This is a genomic window from Nocardia brevicatena NBRC 12119 (genome assembly GCF_000308495.1).
Classification (GTDB): domain Bacteria; phylum Actinomycetota; class Actinomycetes; order Mycobacteriales; family Mycobacteriaceae; genus Nocardia; species Nocardia brevicatena.
Window position 1 is genome coordinate 1 of the sequence record NZ_BAFU01000229.1, and the last position, 17,632, is coordinate 17,632.

Below are 17,632 nucleotides of genomic sequence, written 5' to 3' on the forward strand. Positions count from 1 at the left end.
GTTATTCGTCGTCGGCGTCGTCGGCGTGGCCGCCGAGGTAGGCGACCGCGCTCAGGGATTGCAGGCATTGCGGGCCGTGGCCGCCGTGGGTGGTGCGCACGAACATCGCCTCTGCCAGGGAGCCGAAGTCGGTTTCGCTGGTGCAGTCGTCATGCCGCGAAATCCACAGGTCGCGGTCGGGCCGACCGGATGAGTGAGGCGGACGGCGGTTCATCGCTGCGGGAGGAAGCTGTGTGCGTCCCACCCGGCCCGGTGGCTCCATGCCTTCAGGTAGTCCGGGGTGAACATGGGTGCGCCCGGCAGCTGGGGTATGTCGAAGGCCGCGGCCAGGGTGGTCAGGTTCTCGGCCAGGATGCCGCGGTGGCGCCGCAGTTCGGTATGTATCTCCCGGGCACGCCCGGCAGAGTGCGCACCGTGGGCGGTGTACCAGGTTCCGTGCCGGTCGAGGTAGGTCAGCGCCACGACCGCGGCGGCGGCTGCGGCCACAGTGGCAGCGTCCGGGTCGGAGGTCGCTTCTGCGGCGATCAGTGCGGCGGTGACCGCGAGGCGGACACCGGCGGTGCGGGCGAGATCGACCCGGGTGGAGTCGATGCCCAACGCGGTGCCTTCGGGTTCGTACTCCTGGTCGGAGGCCTCGATGCCGGTGGCGGTGTCGAGGTCGATGGCGAGGGTGTCTTCCCGGGTGGTGATCATGTTCAGCCACCAGGGCCGCGTGTCGGGGGTGCCGGGCAGTATCAGCGTGGCGAGAGCCTTATGTGCCCGGCCCGCGGCCTTCTCGAGCACCTGGGTCTCGCCTTCGGCGGTTTTGGCTCCGGTGGTGTTGGCGTTCCAGTCGGGGTAGTAGTTGCAGCGCAGATGCCCCTGGGCGCCCGCGCGGTCACGGCAGGTGCGCAACGCGTCCTGCGCGAGGGTGGTGAGCAGGGGTTTGACCACCATCAGCCACAGCGGCAGACGCTGCCGGTGGTCGGGTTCGGTACTCAGGTCGCGGACCATGCGGCCCAGCACGCTGCACGCATAGGTGTGCGCGGCAGCGGTGACGAGGTCGCGTCGGAGGGCGTCACCGTCGCCGTGGGGCCGCTGAGACGCGTAGTTGACCAGCCCGGCCACCCCCGCGCGGGCGCCGGCGACGGTGCCGGTTGCCAGGTCCAGGCGACCACCGATCAGCGGCGTGATAGAGCGGTGGAACCGTTGCCGCACCGGTACCTCGCACACGAACTCGCCGTCGTCGGTGATCGTGGCCCAGTCGCCGGCGAGCAGACCGTGGCGGGGGATGAACGCCTTGTGGCCGAGGATCCAGCCGTGGTCCATGGCAGCACCGAGTTTGCCGGATACCTCGCCCACCGCGATACCGGCGGCCAAGCCCTCGGCGGTGCGCAGGCGCATCAAAAACAGCATCACACCCTCGTCACGGCCGGCGACGACCAGCCGTGCGGTGAACACGACGATCTTCGGCACCGTGGGATCGGCAGTGTTCGGCATGAACTTCACCGACCCGACCGTCGGGTGGGTCAGCCAGAACCCGTCTTTCTCGGCGTCCCAGGTCGCTGTCGTCTGCTGGTTGGCTCCGTTGGTACCGCCGAGCTCGGTCAACGCGAAGACGCCGACGGCCGCGCCGCTGTCCAACTCGTCCAGGCACTGCCGTTGATACGGTGCGCCGGTGCCGTGAACACCGATCGCGCCGATGGTCAGATCGAAATGCCCGGTCCACACCGTGAACAGGTGGGGTGCGGCCACAGCGGCCCAGTCACCGAACGCACCCCGAAGGTGGGCGTCGGCGGCGAGTTCATGCGCCGGTACACCGACCTCGGCCAACACCGCGCGCAGCAGATCCGAGGCGATACCCGCTTCCTGGGCGTAGGTCAGGATGGTCTTGGGGAATGTCCCCGAGCCGCAGGATGATCTCGCGGGCCTTGCGGTGGGTGGCCAGGTGCGGACCGTAGACCGACTCACGCAACGCGGTGACGGTCGGGTCATCGCCGCGGTATCCGATAGGGGTGATCTGTGCGGTAGGGGTTGTCATGGCGGGCAACTCATTTCGGTAGCGCTCAACCGAGCGGATCGTTCGGACTGGGCCAGGAAGGGTGGTGGGCAGCTACGGGATGGGCAGAGGTGAGGCCGGTGGGAACACGACCGGTAGTGCGGTGAGCGCGCGATGGAACGGGCCGGGCCGCAAGGTGAGGTGCTCACGCGGGACGGCCGGCCGCATGTCGGGTAGCGCGTCGAGGAGTTGGCCGATGGCCTCGGCGACGATCAGCTCCGAGGATTGGCGGGCCATCGCCGGGCAGCGGTGACGGCCGGCTCCGTATCCCGGGTGCCAGCCGTTGCCGCCGCCGTAATTCCAGTCGCTGTCGGTGTCGCGGCGGAGTTTGGGGTCGTTGTTGGCCGCGGCCATGCTGATCACCACGGGCTGGTTCGCGGGCAGCCACACCCCGTCGATGAGGGTCCGGGCCCGGGGATAGCTGATGTAGTAGTTCGCCATCGGCGGGTCGGTGGTCAAGATCTCGACCATCGCGTCGGTGACCGGTGGGGCGAAACCTGCCTCGTTGTGCCGGTAGCGGGGGTCGGTGAGCATCAACAGGATCGTGTTGGCGATGTGGTTGCGCGGCACCTCGATCCCCGCCGTCAACAGGGTCACGAGCTGGTTGAGCTTCTCCTCGTGCGAGAGGTCGGTGGCGGTGTGCACGAGGTTGGCCGTGACATCGGCGTGGGCCGGGCACTGGCATTTCGAGGCCATGAGCGCGCCCAGCGCGCTGCCCAGCATCGCCTCCACCTCGACGGTGTCGACGATGTCGAACATCGCGGCGGTCGCGGTCAGGACGTCGTCGACGAGCTCCGGCGGGCAGCCCATGATGTCGGTGGTCAGGACGGCGATAGTAAGGGGAGTGATGTACTGGCTGATCAGGTCCGCGTTCCCGTCTCGGCAGAAGCGGTTGATCAGCGGGATCGCCGTGCGGGCCGTGGCCGCGCGCACGTAGTGCAGGTCGATCACCGACAATCCGGCATTGAGTGCCTTGCGGTATCGGCCGTGCACGTCACCGGTGGTGCGCAGCGGGTTGGGCCGGTATTCCATCATCGGCCGCAGCGGGTGCTGGGCCGGCAGCGTCTGCTGCCATGTCCGCGGATCGGCCGGGAACCGGTCATCGTCGTTGAGAATCCGTTTCGCGGTCTCGTAACCGATGACCAGGGTCGCCGGCACATCTGGTGCCAGCAGCACCGGCACCAGCGTCCTGCCACTTGTCCGCATCCGCTGGTAGGTCGCGTGCGGGTCCTGGGCGAACGCCTGGTCGTACATGCGGTAGCGCAGCCCGAGATCTTCGATCGAGGGATAAGAGTGAGCGGTGGAGATTCGCGGTGCACTGGTGTCGTGCAGCGACTGAGATTGCACGGGGTAGTCCTCACAAACGGTGCAGCGGTGGTGCGGGAGTGAACGTCACAGGTAGCGCGGTCAGCGCGCGAAGAAACGGAGTCGGAAACCAGCTGAGCTGCTCGGCGGGTATGGCCGGCTGCATCACCGGCAGCGCATCGAGGAGTTGTTCGAGTCCGGTGGTGGCGATCAGCAGCGCGAGAGCACTGGACGGGCATTGATGCTTGCCCGCGCCCCACGCCAGATGCGCCCGGTTACCGACACGCTCGACGGTGTGAAGGGCCGGATCCCCGTTGGCCGCCCCGCTACCTATGACCACCGGTTGATGCGCAGGCAGCCACACCCCATCCAGCCGCGGCGCTGTCGGATACCGCACGCACCCGTTCGCCACCGGCGGATCGAGGAACAACGTCTCCTCGACCGCTTCGCGGGCCCCGAGCGCACCACCGAGGACATCACCGCCGTACCGCTCGTCGGTGAGCAACAGCCGCAACGTATTCACCAGCAGCGAGATGGTCGGCTCAGCTCCGGCGAGGTAGAACTCCGCGAGCTGACCGATGACTTCATCGTCGGTCAAACCGGCCGGATGCCGAAGCAGCCGCGTCACCACATCGTCGGCCGGTGTGGTCTTCTTCTGGCTCACCACCTCGGCCAGCACCGCGGTGGCCAGGTCGTATCCGTGTACCACGGCGTGGGCATCGGTCACGGTCAGATGCTCGGTCACTGCCTGACAGAGCGATTCGCTCGCCTCGTCGGGCACTCCGAGGATCTGGCCCAGCGCCGCGTACACCAGCGGCACGGCGTATTCGGAGCACAGATCGGACTGCCCGCGTTCACAGAACAGGTTGATCAACCCGACCGCGGCATATTCCACCTGGGCCTGCGCAGCGTGCAGGTTCACCCCGTCGACAACCTCGACGACCACGCGCCGGTACCGGTCGTGATCGGCGCCGGCGCTGCGTGCCGCGGTCGGCCGCCAGTCCATCACCGGACGCACCGGGCACTGGACCGACACACCCTTCTGCCAAGACCGCGGGTCGGCGGAGTAGAACTCGTCGTGCAGGATCGCCAGCGCCTTGCCATGGCCCGTCACCAGCGTGGCCGGTACCTCATCAGCCAGCCCGACCGGGACCAACGGCCCGAACTGCTCCCGCGTCTGCTGGTAGAAGCCGTGAGGATCTGTATGGAACTCCCCCGTATACAGCGGCACACCACCACTGCTGCTATCGGAGGCGACCGGAGAACCCTGGACCGCATCCCCCGGATAGTGATGTTCGCCGTGAACAATCGGGCACGGCCCCGTTCCCGCCGACAACGGCATGGTTACTCTCCAAACAGATCAAGATCGACATCGACAGCACGCATCCCCTTCGACACGCACCCGCACACGCCCAAACCCCGGCCGGCGGCTATCGGCCTCTCACAGCAGGTCCGCCACCGGACCACGGCGCTCCTTCACCCCCCGCGTCCCGTCCGCAAGAGACGGTGGCCGGTCGACCCGACGGTCCGGCCAGGACCGGGCCCGGCAACGTCCCTCCGGTCGCCGCACGGTTCCAGGCCGGGCGCTTGTAGGCGAGCCCACCGAGCATCAACCGTTCTTCCGGATACCGGGGGCGGGGCGGCGGTCCTTCGGGCCACCGGTCGTCGAGCTCGACCAGGCCGGGCTCGACCAACGGCAGACCCCCGAAACAGGACGCGATCTGCGCACGGGTTCGGTACCAGCCCGAACCCAGGCCCCGCCGCACGAACCGCTCCTCCAATGCCCTGGCCAGCCCGTGCAGCGACAGGTCTTCCTCACCCGGATCCCAGAAGTGGCTGATCGCCACATACGACCCCTCGGGCAGCAGATCGACATAGGATCGCATCACCGCAGCGGGGTCCACATCGTCGCCGAGGTGGTGCAACAGCCCCACCACCAGCAACCCGAGCGGACGGTCCGTCTCGATCAGCCGCCCGACCTGCGGATCGGTCAGCAGGGTGCCCTCATCACACAGATCGGCGTGAACGAACCAGGTGTAGTCGTCGCGCTCGAGCATCACCCGCCCGTGCACGGCGCACAGCGGGTCACAGTCGACATACACCACCCGCGCCTCCGGGTTCTGCCGCTGGGCGACCTCGTGGGTATTGCCGACGGTGGGCAACCCGGCACCGATATCGAGGAACTGATCGATACCCGCGGGACCGGCCAGGAAACGGACGACGCGATGCAACCACCGTCGGTTCATCCTCGACACCTCGCCCTGCCGAGGCGCCACCTCGAGGATCTGCTCGTAGGCGGCCCGGTCGACGGCGTGGAAGCATTCGATACCCGGAACCGAGCACGGCGAAGTCGAGTACGCCATCACCCGCGACTACTGATGGCCACCCCTCTGGGAGGGCCGCTACGCGGCGCGCAGATCGAATTCCTGCGCGTGGGCGCCTGCGATGAACGCGGCCCATTCGGTGGGTGTGAAGACCATGGCGGATGCTTCGGTGTCTGGACCGCGCAGGACGATGCAGCCGTCTGCGCGCTGTTCGATGTCGGGAAGTTCGTCGCCGAGCGAGTGGCTGCTGCCTGCCTTTACATGGTCGAGGAAGCGTGGCCAGAGGTTGATATCGATGGCGATGATGGGTTGGGCTGCGGGATCGTTGGCGGGATCTCGGAGGTATTTGCTGTCGCGTATGAAGACCGTCTGGCTTCCGAAGGCGACTTGGACGCATTGGCCGCCGTTGGTTCCGCTGTAGCTCGAGGTCCGCCAGTGCAGGCGGTCCTGGGACGTCATTCCGTTCTCCTACGCTTGTTCGAGTCGATCTTTGCGCCCGCGTATGATGTGGGCGGAATCCTCGGCTGGCAGGGCCAGGGAGAGCAGTCGATCTGCAATCATTTTATACATTGCGACCTGCTCTCGATCCTGCACGTACACGGCTCCGGTCTGGTACTCGATGTAGCCGAGGCTCAGCGCGGTGTCGAAGTGGAGCAGGGTGAAGTCGCCGTCGAGACCTGCGTGCACCGGGGTGCTGGTGGGCATCACGCGGAGTTCGACATTGTCGCGGTCCATCAGGTCGAGGAGGTGGCCGAGCTGTTCTGCCATGACGGCGGGGCCGCCGACGGGCCGGTCGAGGGTGTGTTCCTCGATGACGGTCTGCAGGTGGAGCGGGTTGGCTTCGTTGGTCAGGCGCTGGCGGGCCATCCGTGCTCGGATGGCTTGGGGTAGGTCCAGTGGGGCGATCTGCAGGCCCCCGCTGAGCAGTGCGGTGGCGTAGCCCTCGGTCTGGAGCTGGCCGGTCAGGGTCATCGCCTGGTAGGTGAATTGGCTCGTCGCCAAGCCTTCAAGTCCGACGAACGTTTTGAACCAGCCGGGCAGGACTTCACTGAACGGCGCCCACCACGTGCTCTGATCGGCTCGGCCGGCCAACGACGTGATCCGATCGATCTGATCGACCTCCGCCCCGTACAGGCGCATCAGGGCGGCGACTTCGTCGGGCTGTTGCTGATACTTGCCGTTCTCCATGTTGTTGATCTTCGGCTGGGTGCAGCCGAGTTCCTTGGCGGCTTCGGCCTGACTGACCCCGGCACGCAACCGGGCCGATCGCAGCTCGTGACCGATCAAGAAGCGCAGTGCTGACGGATCTGATCGGCTCACGGTCACTGGGTGGTCCTCCTGCGGTTCATGGTCGTGCGACTCAGTATCCACCACACCCACAAGCATACTCATAAGACATTCCATAAGCTCTTGTATAAGCTTATATATTTGCTTATCGTGGATGTACGACGGTATAGGCGCCTCCAAACGACGACCGGGAGCAGGGAAACCATGACGGTTCTGCAGGAGTCACATCATCTGGTCAGCGACAGCACGCCGCACCATGCACGCAGTACAGGAGACGGCGGATGGGTAGTGAGTTACCTGCCCGGTCGGACCCTGACGCGCGCCCAAGCAGAGGCGGCACTGCTCGTCCTCGAAGACATCGCAACCCTGCAGAGACACGCCGGACTGCTGGGGCTCACCACGCTGGAAGCCATGGGCATGGCAGCGACCGAATGCCCGTGGCCGCCGCCCCGTAGCGAAGGACTCGCCGCACGGGCGCTGGCCTGGGCAGCGGGGTCGCGATGAACACGCGCCGGGTGTGGTCGATCCCGGGGCCTCCATTGTTCGTGGTCGCCGACTGCTCTAACCGGACGGAGCGCTGATGTTTGAGAACTGCCACACCCCCTTCGAGGTGGCCCACGTCTACCGCAGTATGGGGTTCCTGGTCTCGTGCACGTTTGGCCGGGTCGCGGTGACCGCATCCCGATCGCTCGGCACTGTGATGATGCCGCCGGAGCTGGGCACCCTGATCCGCCATGGACTCGAACACGATCACGGTGTCACGGCGCCGGTACTGACCTATCACCGGCCTCGTCGCGACTGGGTGTTTCTAGTGAGCCGCGGATCGGGCGGAGCGCTCGGCGCCCCCGCCCGCACGGCGCTGCACCATGCAAGGGTCCGGGTGCTGACGGCTGGGCAGCGGATGTTGCTACCGATGACCGATCAGCCACTGACCTGGTACTGGATCTGACCCCCAACCAGGTCCGCGCCCTACCCTCCCGGACCACCGTCCTCGCTATCACCTGCCGCCAACTCCTGACAGCACGGCGGTAACCGAGATGCACAGCAGCCCAGGATCCCCCCGACCTGCCCGTATCACCGATCTGTATGAATCGTTGTTCCCGACCGGGGAAGCACTGCTATCGGCCATCCGCGGCCACCACGTCGGCCCTCATCCCCTCACCTCGATCGCCTACCGGTTCGGGCAACTGCACCAACAGCGTCTCCACGACCCAGCGTGCCCGGTATGCCCGCTCCGCGCCGCGTTGTCGAGACAGGCCGATCACTGGGTGGCCGAGCATGCGCCGCCACCACATCCGGACGCGGTCCTGCACTCCGAATCGTTGGGCACGGTGATCGACCGGCTCGCCGTCCAGCAGGTGCACGCATTCCACCTGTTGATGACCGCTGAACCGTCCGCCCCCGATGTGCACGCCGCGTGGTACCGCCTCGCCGAACTCATCGACGACTACACCGACCTGACCACCGCGGTCGTGCGCCGGGCCCGACGCCTCCCCGCACTCCCTGCCCGTAATCACCTCTGGGCGTTTCGGACGCCCGCGTTGGAAGGAGCTACGCAATCTCCACGCCCGACCTATCCACGCCCGACCACCATGGGTGGCTGCCCTTCGGGGCAGTCGATGATCTGGTGATCCTGGATATTGATATCGGCTGGCGCCCAGAAGCGCTCGTGGCGTTGGTGATCGCGGCGCAGGTCGTGCCGAAGCTGGTCGTGGTCACCGCAGACGAACCCACTGCCGCCGCGACGTGCGCGTTTGCCGCACCCGGCTCCGCGCACGCGAGCACGATCCGGCGCCGCAACGCATACGCCTGCGTCGACGTCGCTGCCCGCGCACCCCGAACCAGCTCCCGACGCTGCGCCTCGGTCACTGTCAATTCCGGACCCGACCTCGGCCTACCAGTCCTCGCCACGACCGAACCCTACAATTACACAACGGATTTCAGGTGCGGAACACTAGCGCGTTTGCGCACCTGAGCCGGCCGGTGAGGCGGTCGTGGTGTTTCGGCGCATCAACCTCACAAGAGATCATCGGTGGATCCGCGCTCAGCGGTCCTCGAACTGGCCTTTGACCTTGAGATGTCCCAGGTTCTCGACAACCTTCATCACCGTGTCGTCCGGAAAACCATCTGCACGTTCCATTTTAATCTCCACGGATACCTGTAGTTCAACCCCCTCCGGAGCCGTCAGCAGTGCTAGCAGATCCTGGCTCAGCCGGCTGAGGTCACGACCGAACCTTTCGGGGTTAATTTTCATGCTTCCCCAGAATCGCGTGTTCCTGATTTGAGGAACAGCTGAAGGGGGTTGGCCCCAATCGTTTCCGCTATCATCTCCGCCCTGCTTACCAGCAACGGACGGGTTGGCTGCCAGACTTGGCTGAGCTTCCGTATTCAGCAGCTGCTCCTGATCTTTCCGTTCCTGTAGCAGCTGGGCCTTTGCGCGGTTCAGGTCAACAAGCAGCGTCCTATCGGTGATCGATACGGCGGCCACTCCAGTTCCGGGAACCAGCAACTCGATGTATCGTCCGGTCGCCTCGTCGAATTCGCTGGCCAAGGCGAAACCCTCTACGCCGCCGGTGAGTTCGTCAAGTACTGCGCGAACGCCCTCTTCGAGCACCTTCCTGTTGCGGAGCCGGCCCAGGTAAGGGAATCGGCAGTAGTACTTCCAGAGATCGCCGAATGTGACGTGCCCAACCTCCCAAACCTTACTGAGGTTCTTGTCCAGGTCGTAGCGGATCACCCTGGGGCCAATCACGGTTCGAAGCTTGTCCATTGCCTGGAGCTTGGCCTCAACCCGCGCGGCGATAAGCTTGCCGTCCTCGTCTACAGGGGCCGCCTGGAGCGCGATACGCCCCGCCGCTTTATCCCAGACCGGGTAATAGACGGTGTTGTATGCCTGAGTCACACGAAGCCCACACCGTCTCATCGGCCGTCTTACGCCGTTTCTCGGCCATTGCCACCTGGTCAGGCAGGAGCGGGAGCTCCTTCTTCTTCACGTCCTCGACGATGGAGTTCCAGGCCAGGTAGTCCCGCACAGAGTCCATGAGGTTTCCCAGCAGTTCCCGGTCGGCAACCGCGAATACAAGCATGTTCTGATTCTCTCGGGGAGAATTGCCCCGACCGTCCAACACCTGACTTGCAAAGATGTACGCGGGGTTCTCCTTGGTCTGGCTCGAATAGTGATGTCTAGGGTGAACGATGACCAGGCGTACTTCCGGATTGTCCATGATCTCATCGCTCCGGTCCGGCGCTGGTGAGATTTTCAGGAGGCCTCTTCGACCAAGTTCGCGTTCTTTGATCCGATCAACGATCTCGACGTAGACATCCTCAACGTGGCTCCGGTAGTCCTCGGCACGGTCCCGGGCCAGTCGATTGACCGACTGCTGCGTGTCATACCAGTAGAAGTCGATATAGCGTTTCACCGCCGCGATGATGACCTGCTCCCGCAGGCGGGCGGCATCGCGGCGAGCTTTGACCCGCTCCCGGGACCGCTGGATACGGTCGAGGACCTCAGGCGTGCGGGGCCGACTTTCGGTGATCGCGGACGATCTGCGCGCATGCGGGGCTCCTTGTTCACACCCGTGCCGTCTGATCCGTCCCGCTTCTTACCTTACCCGACACGAGCAAGTATTACGGCAGAGATGAACGCCGGGTGGCGGCCTCCTGTGACCAGTCCCCGCGCTACTGCGCGTGCTTCCCGGACTGTCGGGCCGGGGCGAAGAGTATGCGGGGATCTACCAGAACATGACGAACGTGGCGCTCAGGGGCCGCCAGAGCGATCGGTATAAGCCGGTTTCGGCTCCCGCGGCGCCGGACTTGGAACGTTTGCGTCGGGAGGTTTATCATCCGGCCGCCGTTCCGGCTCATACCGCGCCGTAAAGGTAGGCCGCACGGTGGACGAAGTGAGCGTGTTCCGTGTGACCACCACGGTGGTCACGCGGAACACCGCCTCAGTGTTTCGCTGTCTCTTCGGACCCGGCCGGCCGGGAAAGGCGGATTCGCATCATGGTTCCCAGCGCCGAGCGGGTGCGCAGATGGAAAGCGACCAGCCCGACAAGGGCAATCGCGGCGAACCAAGCCAGTTGTACCGCGAAACCCGCCAACAGGGTGGTGTCGGAGAAGCCGGCCGCAGTCGCGGCCTGCATGGCACCGTAGGAGGGCAGCCAACGCACGAGCTCGCTGTCGGCACCACTGCTGGCGACGGGGCTCTGCACAGCAAGGTCCACGGCGCTGATCATCACGATGGCAAACATACCCTCTACCTCTCGGCGCAGCAGCGTGCCGAGGGCGACACCGAGCGCACCGTAGGTCATCGCGGCGCAGAAAAGCGCCGCAACAAGCAGGACAGGCTGCCGCGGCACCCAATAGCAGCAGATGACAGCAGTGGTATACGCGCAGACCACCCCCGAGGCCACCATCAGGCAGGCAACCTTCGACAGGCCCAGCGCAACCCGGGGATATCCGGCCATACACCGCGGAGGCGGTACTGCCTGAGGCGTCACCATGTACGGAGCCGGTGATGTCGCCGTGGACGAGCACGATGTGCTCACCGCCGTCGTAGATCTCGAAGGAGACAAGCCTGCCCAAGCGCCCTCTATCACCACGTCGAGTCCAAGGCGGGACTGCTTTCGGCTGTCATGGCCCAGGGCGCGCGGATTCTTCGACGCCATGCGCGAGGCCCGTCGAGCACTCCGCATGAGCGTCTCGGTGGTACCTGCAGAAGACGGGTGAGGTCTTCGCACACTGGGAAGAGTTCCTCCGCCTGTTGCTGGTTCTGGTGCTGGTGATGAGCAGCGAGGCCGCCGAGGCGGCGGAGGCGATGCGGACCGTGATCGCGGTCCGCGACGAGGGACGTGACTATACGCGGCACATGATCCACTCGTCGTTCATCGGCGAGGGCGAGGAAGTCACAAACGCGGTCGCAGACATTCTCGCTCACTTCGGCATGGTCGGGTTCGACGGTGCGTTCACCCCACTCCGGTCGGGGGATGTCAAGCCGATCTCGGAGTTCATAGAGCAACTCGCCGACGCCATGGTGACGATCGGCGATACGCTTATCGCCGGCCGCTGAAGCGGCGCTCAGGTCGGCGCGACGGTCGGGCACGGGAGCACCCCGTTGAGTATCTCCTTCCGATCGGTCACACCCGCTGATTCTGCGCTACAATGACTGACCGCCGCGCAGCTATTGGACAGCAATCTCACTCGGCGTAACCGCCGAGCACCGGAATGACCGGGCCGGCCGGGCGAAGTTCGCCGGGTACACCGGTTCATGCGCCGCGCAACTGCCGTCTGCCCAGCTGTGGGAATTCAGCAGCATAACGCAGCTCTAAGCTGTGTACCGCGACTCTGACCTGCCTATATGGATACGACAGTGGCGAGCAGGCGTGGGTTGTGAACAGGAGCATGGTTATGGTTGCGCAGCGTTTCGTCGGTACACGCTCCGGCGTCGAATGGACCGATCTGTCCGACACCGGCGGATCCGACACGGTGCCGCCATCGGTATCGATGTTCGAAACCTGGGTGCGGGACTTTCTCGTGCATCCGCACAGCGATCTCGGCCGTGATGGGCCGGTGTGCCCGTTCGTCAAACCGGCCGTCGCGCATGGCACCCTGCGGTGTGTTTTCGTACCGGGAGACAACGAGTTGACGACCGAGCGGATGTGCGCGGTAGTGGACGACGCATTCGATCTGTTCGTGGCCCACACTCGTCCCCCGGTCCCCGGCGCGCCGCAAATGGCCCTCGTGACCGTGTTCCCGGATCTGACAGACTACGCGCGAGTGGACACCGTGCATTCGGCGCGCAAGGACAGATGCGTCACCGCAGGGGTCATGGTCGGCCAGTTCTACCCGGGATGTTCCCAGCCAGGTTTGTGGAATAAGGATTTCCGACCGCTGAACGCGCCGCTGCCCATGTTGGTGATACGGAATATGATGCCGTCCGACTTTCCCTTTCTGGTGGGCAAAAGCGAATGGCTGTTTGCCTACCTGTCCTGGTTCGGCCGGGCCCTGCCCGCCAACCTTCGCCGGTCCATCGCCGAGTATCTGCACAGTACGGTGGCCGACACCGCCGACGCGATCACCGATCACCGTGTCCACAGTGCCGAGGACTTCACCGATCCGCAGCCTGCCGAGTGTGCCGGTGGCATAGGAATCCTGGCCCGTCCTCGGCAGAGTGAGGTGGATTGACGGTGGAGGTCTCGAAGCTTCTCGCGCGTGTGGTCGATTCGGCCCGTGACTGGGAGGCTACGTTCGGCGACTACGAACCGCACCCGGATACCGAAATAGACGAGATACGGTTGGGCGGGGTCATCGACGAGCTCCTCACCCGGCTGGGCAACAGCACTCCGTTCTTCCACCCGCGATACGCGGGCCAGATGACGCGGGCGCCGCACCCGGCGGCCGTCGTCGGATATGTGGCCGCGATGCTGCTCAATCCCAACAATCACGATTTCGCGGGCGGACCGGCAACCAGCCAGATGGAACACGAGGCGGTCGCCGAACTGGCGGCGATGTTCGCGCTGCCGGCGCACATCGGTCACCTCACCAGCAGCGGAACCATCGCCAACCTGGAAGCGTTATTCGTCGCCCGCCAATCGCATCCTGGTCGGGGCGTGGCGTTCAGCGACGACGCCCACTTCACCCATGAACGGATGTGTGCCCTGCTCGGCATGACCGCACATCGGGTGCCGACGGACGCTCGGGGCGCCATGGACCTCGACGCGGCAGCGGAACTGGTGCGGACCGGCGCGGTCGGCACCATTGTCCTCACGGCCGGGACCACCGGTGTCGGAGCGATCGATCCGATTGTCGATGCACTGACGCTGAAGCAGCAGTACGACGTCCGACTGCACGTCGACGCGGCCTACGGCGGGTTCTTCGCACTACTGACACACGACGACGCGGAGACTCTCGAGTGGGATCCGACGCCGTGGCGAGCCATCGGCGCATGTGATTCCGTTGTCGTCGATCCGCACAAGCATGGCTTGCAACCCTACGGCTGCGGGGCCGTGCTGTTCGCCGATCCGGCAGCCGCGCGGCACTATCGCCACGACTCGCCGTACACGCGAATGTTCTCTGGTGCACCCGCACACCTGGGCGAGATCAGTCTCGAATGCTCCAGGGCGGGTGCGGCCGCGGCCGCTCTGTGGACCACCCTGCAGTTGATCCCACTGCGGCGTGAGGGTCTGGGCAGGTTCCTGGCGTCCACGCGGCGCGCGGCACTGCGCTTCGCGCACTGCGTGGAAGAATCCTCAGAGCTGACGTTGTACCAGCAACCCGAGTTGGACGTCGTCACCTACTTTCCCAGCACTCCGCGAACCATATCCGGCGTGGACGCAGAGTCCGGCCGGATGCTTGCCGAAGGGATGGCCGCCGCACCCGCGGAGGCCATCTACCTCAGCGCACTCCAGGTGGACGCGGCCGGGTTCGGTGGGCGCGGTCACCGACTCGACGCCGACACGGCCCGTGGCCGAATCCTGCGCAGCGCGCTTATGAAGCCCGAACAGGAACTCTGCGTCGACGAACTGGTCGCGCGCATCGCCGCGTTGGCGCCGCCGGCGGGACGTACCGTTGCCGGAAGCGGACGATGAGCGCACGGCACGACAGCCCGGTCGCCATAGTTACCGGGGGCAAACAGGGAATCGGACGGGCGGTGGCGGACGGCCTCGCCGCCGACGGCATGACCGTCGAAGTGTTCGATGTCGCAGCCGATCCCGCCGTCGACGTCACGGATGCAAAAGTGGTCGCCGCAGCGGTGGCGGCGGTGGACCGGCGTTACGGACGTATCGACGTGCTGGTGAACAACGCCGGCATCTTTCCGCATGTCGTTTTCGACGAACTCGGCTTCGACGCGTGGCGGCAGGTACTGGAGACAAACCTCGACTCGGTCTTCCTGTGCACCAAGTTCGTATATTCGGTGATGAAACGACGACGCTACGGGCGGATCATCAATATCTCGTCGGCGGCTTTCTTCGTCGGCGACTTCGATATGACGCACTACGCCGCGTCGAAGGGCGGAATCATCGGATTTACCCGGTCGCTGGCCAAAGGTGCAGGCAGGCATGGAATAACCGTCAACTCTGTGGCCCCGGGATTCATCGAAACCCCTGGAGTTCTGGCGTCACCCGAGGAACTCGCACTGTTCGACGATATTGTCTCCGAGCAATCGATTCCACGTCGAGGCAGACCAGAAGACATCGCCACCTGCGTTCGTTATCTGGCCGGCCCGGATGCGTCGTTCATCACCGGTCAACTCATCAATATCGATGGCGGACATCGGTTCGTGTAGCGCCCCGCCCCGGAGAAAAGGACATATTCATGGAGCCATACGACGTCGTGGTAATCGGTGCGGGACACAACGGTCTGACCTGCGCAGCGTATCTGGCCAAGGCGGGCAAGAAGGTCTTGGTGGTGGAGGCCCGACCGGTCGTCGGCGGCGGCTGCGCCACCGAAGAAGTGGCGGCGCCGAAATTTCGCCATAACTTCCATTCCAATTTCCACGGCATCATCCATATGGGCCCGGTCTACCGCGACTTGGAACTGCAGCGCCGTGGCGCCGAGTACATCTGGCCGGAAAACCAGTTTGCACATGTCTTTCCGGACGGCAACGGGCTGGTGCTCTCGCGTGACCTCGACACGACGGTGCGCAATATCGAGCGGTACTCCAAACGCGATGCCCAGACCTTCCGCGACCTCATGCGCGAGTACCGTCGGTTGCTGGAGACTCGGCTGATTCCTGGGATGTTCTCCGTGCCGGGCTCGCCTGGGGCCGAACTCGCCGATATCGAGGCCACGGGCGGTCTCGACATGGTCCGCCACTTCATGACCACACCGAACCATCTGGCGCGAAGCCTGTTCGAGGCACCGGAGGTGCAAACCTGGTTGGGTTTCTGGGTCGCGCAACTGGCGGGCACCGGCGATGTCTTCGGCCTCGGCGCGAACTATCCGCTCATGCTCGCGGGGTCGCTGGAACCATTCGGATGGGCCATCTGCGCAGGCGGATCCAATAATCTCGCGCAGGCCATGGCACGTTTCGTCGTAGAACACGGCGGACACATCCGAGTCGATTCGCCGGTCCGGCAAGTCGAGGTGCGCGATCGTCGGGTCACGGGAATCGTGTTGGACGACGCCACGCGAATCCCTGTCGACGGGATCGCGGTGTCCAATCTGGATCCCAAGCACACCTTCCTGGATCTCGTCGGCGAAGCCGACCTTCCCACCGAATTCCGTCCGGCGGTTGAGCGGTGGCGTTACGACCGCATGTCGATGTTCTGCCTGTACCTTGCTTTGCGTGAGCCGGTGCGGTGGAAGGCCGCCGAAACGGTGCCCGAGTTGCAGCGCTGCTTCGCCGTTTCGCTCTGTGAATCTCTTGATGTGTTGGAGGACAACGCCTCGGATTGCCGGTTGGGTGTGCCGCCGCGATCCCCGGGGCTGTTCACCGTGCACCCCTCGGTCTTCGATGCCAGTCTCGCTCCCGCGGGCGGTGAGTCGTGCTTCTGCGAACAGCTCGCGCCATACGAACTACGCGATGGCGGATCGGCCGCATGGGACGAGATCAAGAGCGACTATGCGGACTTCGTGCTCGACCGCTGGCGGCCGTATCTCTCCCGCGGGCTCGAAGCCGATATCATTGTGGGCCAATATATTTCGAGCCCAATCGATATCGAGCGAGTGATGCCGAGCATGCGGCACGGCGATTGGAACCACGGCGAGATGACCCAGGATCAACTCGGCGTGTTCCGGCCGTTCCACGAGTACCCGCCCTACCGGACGGCGTTCGACAATCTCTACCTCTGCGGCGCATCGACACACCCCGGGGGCTCCATCGGCGGAGCGAGCGGGTACAACGCCGCGGGCGTCATCGCCGATGACCTCGGCATCGACCCATGGTGGCGGCCGACGACGTAGTCGCACAGCGTGAACACCCGTCGGCGTGGAAGGGTCGTCACGGATGGCGCCGTACTCGGCCGGCCCGCCGGCCACGAAGGGCTCGGTCATTCAACTGCTCGCGTGCACGCGACAATCCGACGCCTTTCGCGTGAGCGCGTAGGTACCACTTGGCGCGCATCTCCTCGCGGTCAGGGCTGTTTCAGTTGCGTACACGACGGTACTGCCGGGCGGTGGAAGGGCGGTCCAGACAAATCAGGTCATGGTCCAACAGCTTCTTCTGGTTGAAGAAGCTGGGCGATCCGAGCGGCTCGGCCTCGGCGGCCCGCGACCGATCACTGGGTGGACACCCCGCTCTACCAGTAGTTCCTCTGGCGTTTACGGAAATCGACAGTACCGAACCGACTCGGTCTTACCCGCTCCGCCAGGTGGTTGGACCGACGCAATGGCTTGACCCCTACCCTGTCGTCCGGGACCGCCGGCGGGGCCATTTCGATGTGTGGTCGGGGCGGATACGCGGTGAGGTGCGCCTGCTCGAACCTTAGCCTCGATTTTTCATGATTTGTGCTGATGGCTCCGGTCAGGTCCGGTCGGGGTTGGGGTGGTTGTTTCGCTGTTCGGGGCAGCGTCGGCTGCCCCGAACAGCGGGTTGACTGCCGGGTTCCACGGGCCCGGGTGGTGTGTCCTTCCTGGTCCGCAGGGGCGGTTGATGCTGGTCAGGGAGCCGCGAGGCGTGTGAAAGCAGTGAGCGCGAGGCCGGTGAACGGGTTGTGCGCAGAGAGGCGCAGGCGAACCC

General features: G+C 65.1%; 18 protein-coding genes. 9 read left to right on the top strand and 9 right to left on the bottom strand.

Features of this window, described 5'->3' with window-relative positions; genetic code table 11:
* Positions 1-193: hypothetical protein (locus ON20_RS38205; RefSeq protein WP_218002660.1), on the top strand; the 193-nt coding region annotated here is incomplete at its 5' end.
* 17 nt (positions 194-210) lie between these two features.
* On the opposite strand, the gene ON20_RS27300 is transcribed toward ON20_RS38205, so the two are convergent.
* The 6 genes from ON20_RS27300 to ON20_RS27325 form a co-directional block, all read right to left on the bottom strand.
* Positions 211-1,950, bottom strand: coding sequence for an acyl-CoA dehydrogenase family protein (locus tag ON20_RS27300; protein WP_040840300.1), 1,740 nt, complete (start codon positions 1,948-1,950; stop codon positions 211-213).
* 142 nt (positions 1,951-2,092) lie between these two features.
* Positions 2,093-3,385 carry a cytochrome P450 family protein gene (locus ON20_RS27305; protein ID WP_157229059.1) on the bottom strand — a complete coding sequence of 431 codons (1,293 nt, stop codon included), beginning with the start codon at positions 3,383-3,385 and terminating at the stop codon, positions 2,093-2,095.
* A 10-nt stretch (positions 3,386-3,395) separates the two neighbouring features.
* The gene (locus tag ON20_RS27310; protein WP_245547523.1) at positions 3,396-4,574 is read right to left on the bottom strand and encodes a cytochrome P450 family protein; all 1,179 of its coding nucleotides are present in this window, start codon (positions 4,572-4,574) and stop codon (positions 3,396-3,398) included.
* 199 nt (positions 4,575-4,773) lie between these two features.
* Positions 4,774-5,706, bottom strand: a complete 933-nt coding sequence (locus ON20_RS27315) for an SAM-dependent methyltransferase (RefSeq protein ID WP_051163449.1) — start codon at positions 5,704-5,706, stop codon at positions 4,774-4,776.
* A 39-nt stretch (positions 5,707-5,745) separates the two neighbouring features.
* A complete protein-coding gene (locus tag ON20_RS27320; RefSeq protein ID WP_040840302.1) occupies positions 5,746-6,126 on the bottom strand; it encodes a DUF397 domain-containing protein in 381 nt (126 codons plus the stop codon).
* A 9-nt stretch (positions 6,127-6,135) separates the two neighbouring features.
* Entirely contained in the window at positions 6,136-7,059 is a 924-nt protein-coding gene (locus ON20_RS27325) for a helix-turn-helix domain-containing protein (protein ID WP_218002661.1), read from the bottom strand.
* A gap of 99 nt (positions 7,060-7,158) precedes the next feature.
* Between ON20_RS27325 and ON20_RS27330 the strand changes: the two genes are divergently transcribed.
* The 3 genes from ON20_RS27330 to ON20_RS27340 all read left to right on the top strand — a co-directional run bounded on the left by ON20_RS27330 (position 7,159) and on the right by ON20_RS27340 (position 8,585).
* Positions 7,159-7,458, top strand: coding sequence for a hypothetical protein (locus ON20_RS27330; RefSeq protein WP_174361947.1), 300 nt, complete (start codon positions 7,159-7,161; stop codon positions 7,456-7,458).
* Positions 7,459-7,534: 76 nt separating this feature from the next.
* Entirely contained in the window at positions 7,535-7,903 is a 369-nt protein-coding gene (locus ON20_RS27335; protein ID WP_040840304.1) for a hypothetical protein, read from the top strand.
* An 88-nt stretch (positions 7,904-7,991) separates the two neighbouring features.
* Entirely contained in the window at positions 7,992-8,585 is a 594-nt protein-coding gene (locus ON20_RS27340; protein ID WP_051163451.1) for a DUF4254 domain-containing protein, read from the top strand.
* Positions 8,586-8,998: 413 nt separating this feature from the next.
* Here the strand turns inward: ON20_RS27340 and ON20_RS27350 are convergent, their stop codons facing one another.
* From ON20_RS27350 to ON20_RS27360, 3 genes are all read right to left on the bottom strand, one after another.
* Positions 8,999-9,856, bottom strand: a complete 858-nt coding sequence (locus ON20_RS27350; RefSeq protein ID WP_040840308.1) for a hypothetical protein — start codon at positions 9,854-9,856, stop codon at positions 8,999-9,001.
* Positions 9,813-10,373, bottom strand: coding sequence for a hypothetical protein (locus tag ON20_RS27355; protein WP_040840310.1), 561 nt, complete (start codon positions 10,371-10,373; stop codon positions 9,813-9,815). Before ON20_RS27355 ends, ON20_RS27350 begins: the two co-directional genes overlap by 44 nt.
* A 528-nt stretch (positions 10,374-10,901) precedes the next feature.
* On the bottom strand, positions 10,902-11,420 hold the full coding sequence (locus ON20_RS27360) for an ABC transporter permease (RefSeq protein ID WP_157229060.1): 519 nt from the start codon (positions 11,418-11,420) through the stop codon (positions 10,902-10,904).
* Between the two features lie 296 nt (positions 11,421-11,716).
* Here ON20_RS27360 and ON20_RS33530 point away from each other — a divergent pair, with 296 nt between their 5' ends.
* From ON20_RS33530 to ON20_RS27385, 5 genes are all read left to right on the top strand, one after another.
* Positions 11,717-12,022, top strand: coding sequence for a hypothetical protein (locus ON20_RS33530; protein WP_051163455.1), 306 nt, complete (start codon positions 11,717-11,719; stop codon positions 12,020-12,022).
* A gap of 338 nt (positions 12,023-12,360) precedes the next feature.
* Positions 12,361-13,137 (top strand): DUF6875 domain-containing protein, encoded by a 777-nt coding sequence (locus ON20_RS27370; RefSeq protein WP_157229061.1) that lies wholly within the window; start codon positions 12,361-12,363, stop codon positions 13,135-13,137.
* 2 nt (positions 13,138-13,139) lie between these two features.
* The gene (locus ON20_RS27375) at positions 13,140-14,540 is read left to right on the top strand and encodes a pyridoxal phosphate-dependent decarboxylase family protein (RefSeq protein WP_051163459.1); all 1,401 of its coding nucleotides are present in this window, start codon (positions 13,140-13,142) and stop codon (positions 14,538-14,540) included.
* Entirely contained in the window at positions 14,537-15,238 is a 702-nt protein-coding gene (locus tag ON20_RS27380; protein ID WP_040840312.1) for an SDR family NAD(P)-dependent oxidoreductase, read from the top strand. Before ON20_RS27375 ends, ON20_RS27380 begins: the two co-directional genes overlap by 4 nt.
* Positions 15,239-15,267: 29 nt before the next feature.
* Entirely contained in the window at positions 15,268-16,857 is a 1,590-nt protein-coding gene (locus tag ON20_RS27385; protein ID WP_040840314.1) for a phytoene desaturase family protein, read from the top strand.
* Positions 16,858-17,632 lie beyond the last annotated feature (775 nt).

Excerpts from the sequence above, each read along its gene's own strand:
- ON20_RS27315 (WP_051163449.1), bottom strand. The coding sequence starts at position 5,706 with ATGGCGTACTCGACTTCGCCGTGCTCGGTTCCGGGTATCGAATGCTTC.
- ON20_RS27320 (WP_040840302.1), bottom strand. The coding sequence starts at position 6,126 with ATGACGTCCCAGGACCGCCTGCACTGGCGGACCTCGAGCTACAGCGGA.
- ON20_RS27325 (WP_218002661.1), bottom strand. The coding sequence starts at position 7,059 with ATGAGTATGCTTGTGGGTGTGGTGGATACTGAGTCGCACGACCATGAA.
- ON20_RS27330 (WP_174361947.1), top strand. The coding sequence starts at position 7,159 with ATGACGGTTCTGCAGGAGTCACATCATCTGGTCAGCGACAGCACGCCG.
- ON20_RS27335 (WP_040840304.1), top strand. The coding sequence starts at position 7,535 with ATGTTTGAGAACTGCCACACCCCCTTCGAGGTGGCCCACGTCTACCGC.
- ON20_RS27340 (WP_051163451.1), top strand. The coding sequence starts at position 7,992 with ATGCACAGCAGCCCAGGATCCCCCCGACCTGCCCGTATCACCGATCTG.
- ON20_RS27360 (WP_157229060.1), bottom strand. The coding sequence starts at position 11,420 with ATGGCCGGATATCCCCGGGTTGCGCTGGGCCTGTCGAAGGTTGCCTGC.
- ON20_RS27370 (WP_157229061.1), top strand. The coding sequence starts at position 12,361 with ATGGTTGCGCAGCGTTTCGTCGGTACACGCTCCGGCGTCGAATGGACC.
- ON20_RS27380 (WP_040840312.1), top strand. The coding sequence starts at position 14,537 with ATGAGCGCACGGCACGACAGCCCGGTCGCCATAGTTACCGGGGGCAAA.
- ON20_RS27385 (WP_040840314.1), top strand. The coding sequence starts at position 15,268 with ATGGAGCCATACGACGTCGTGGTAATCGGTGCGGGACACAACGGTCTG.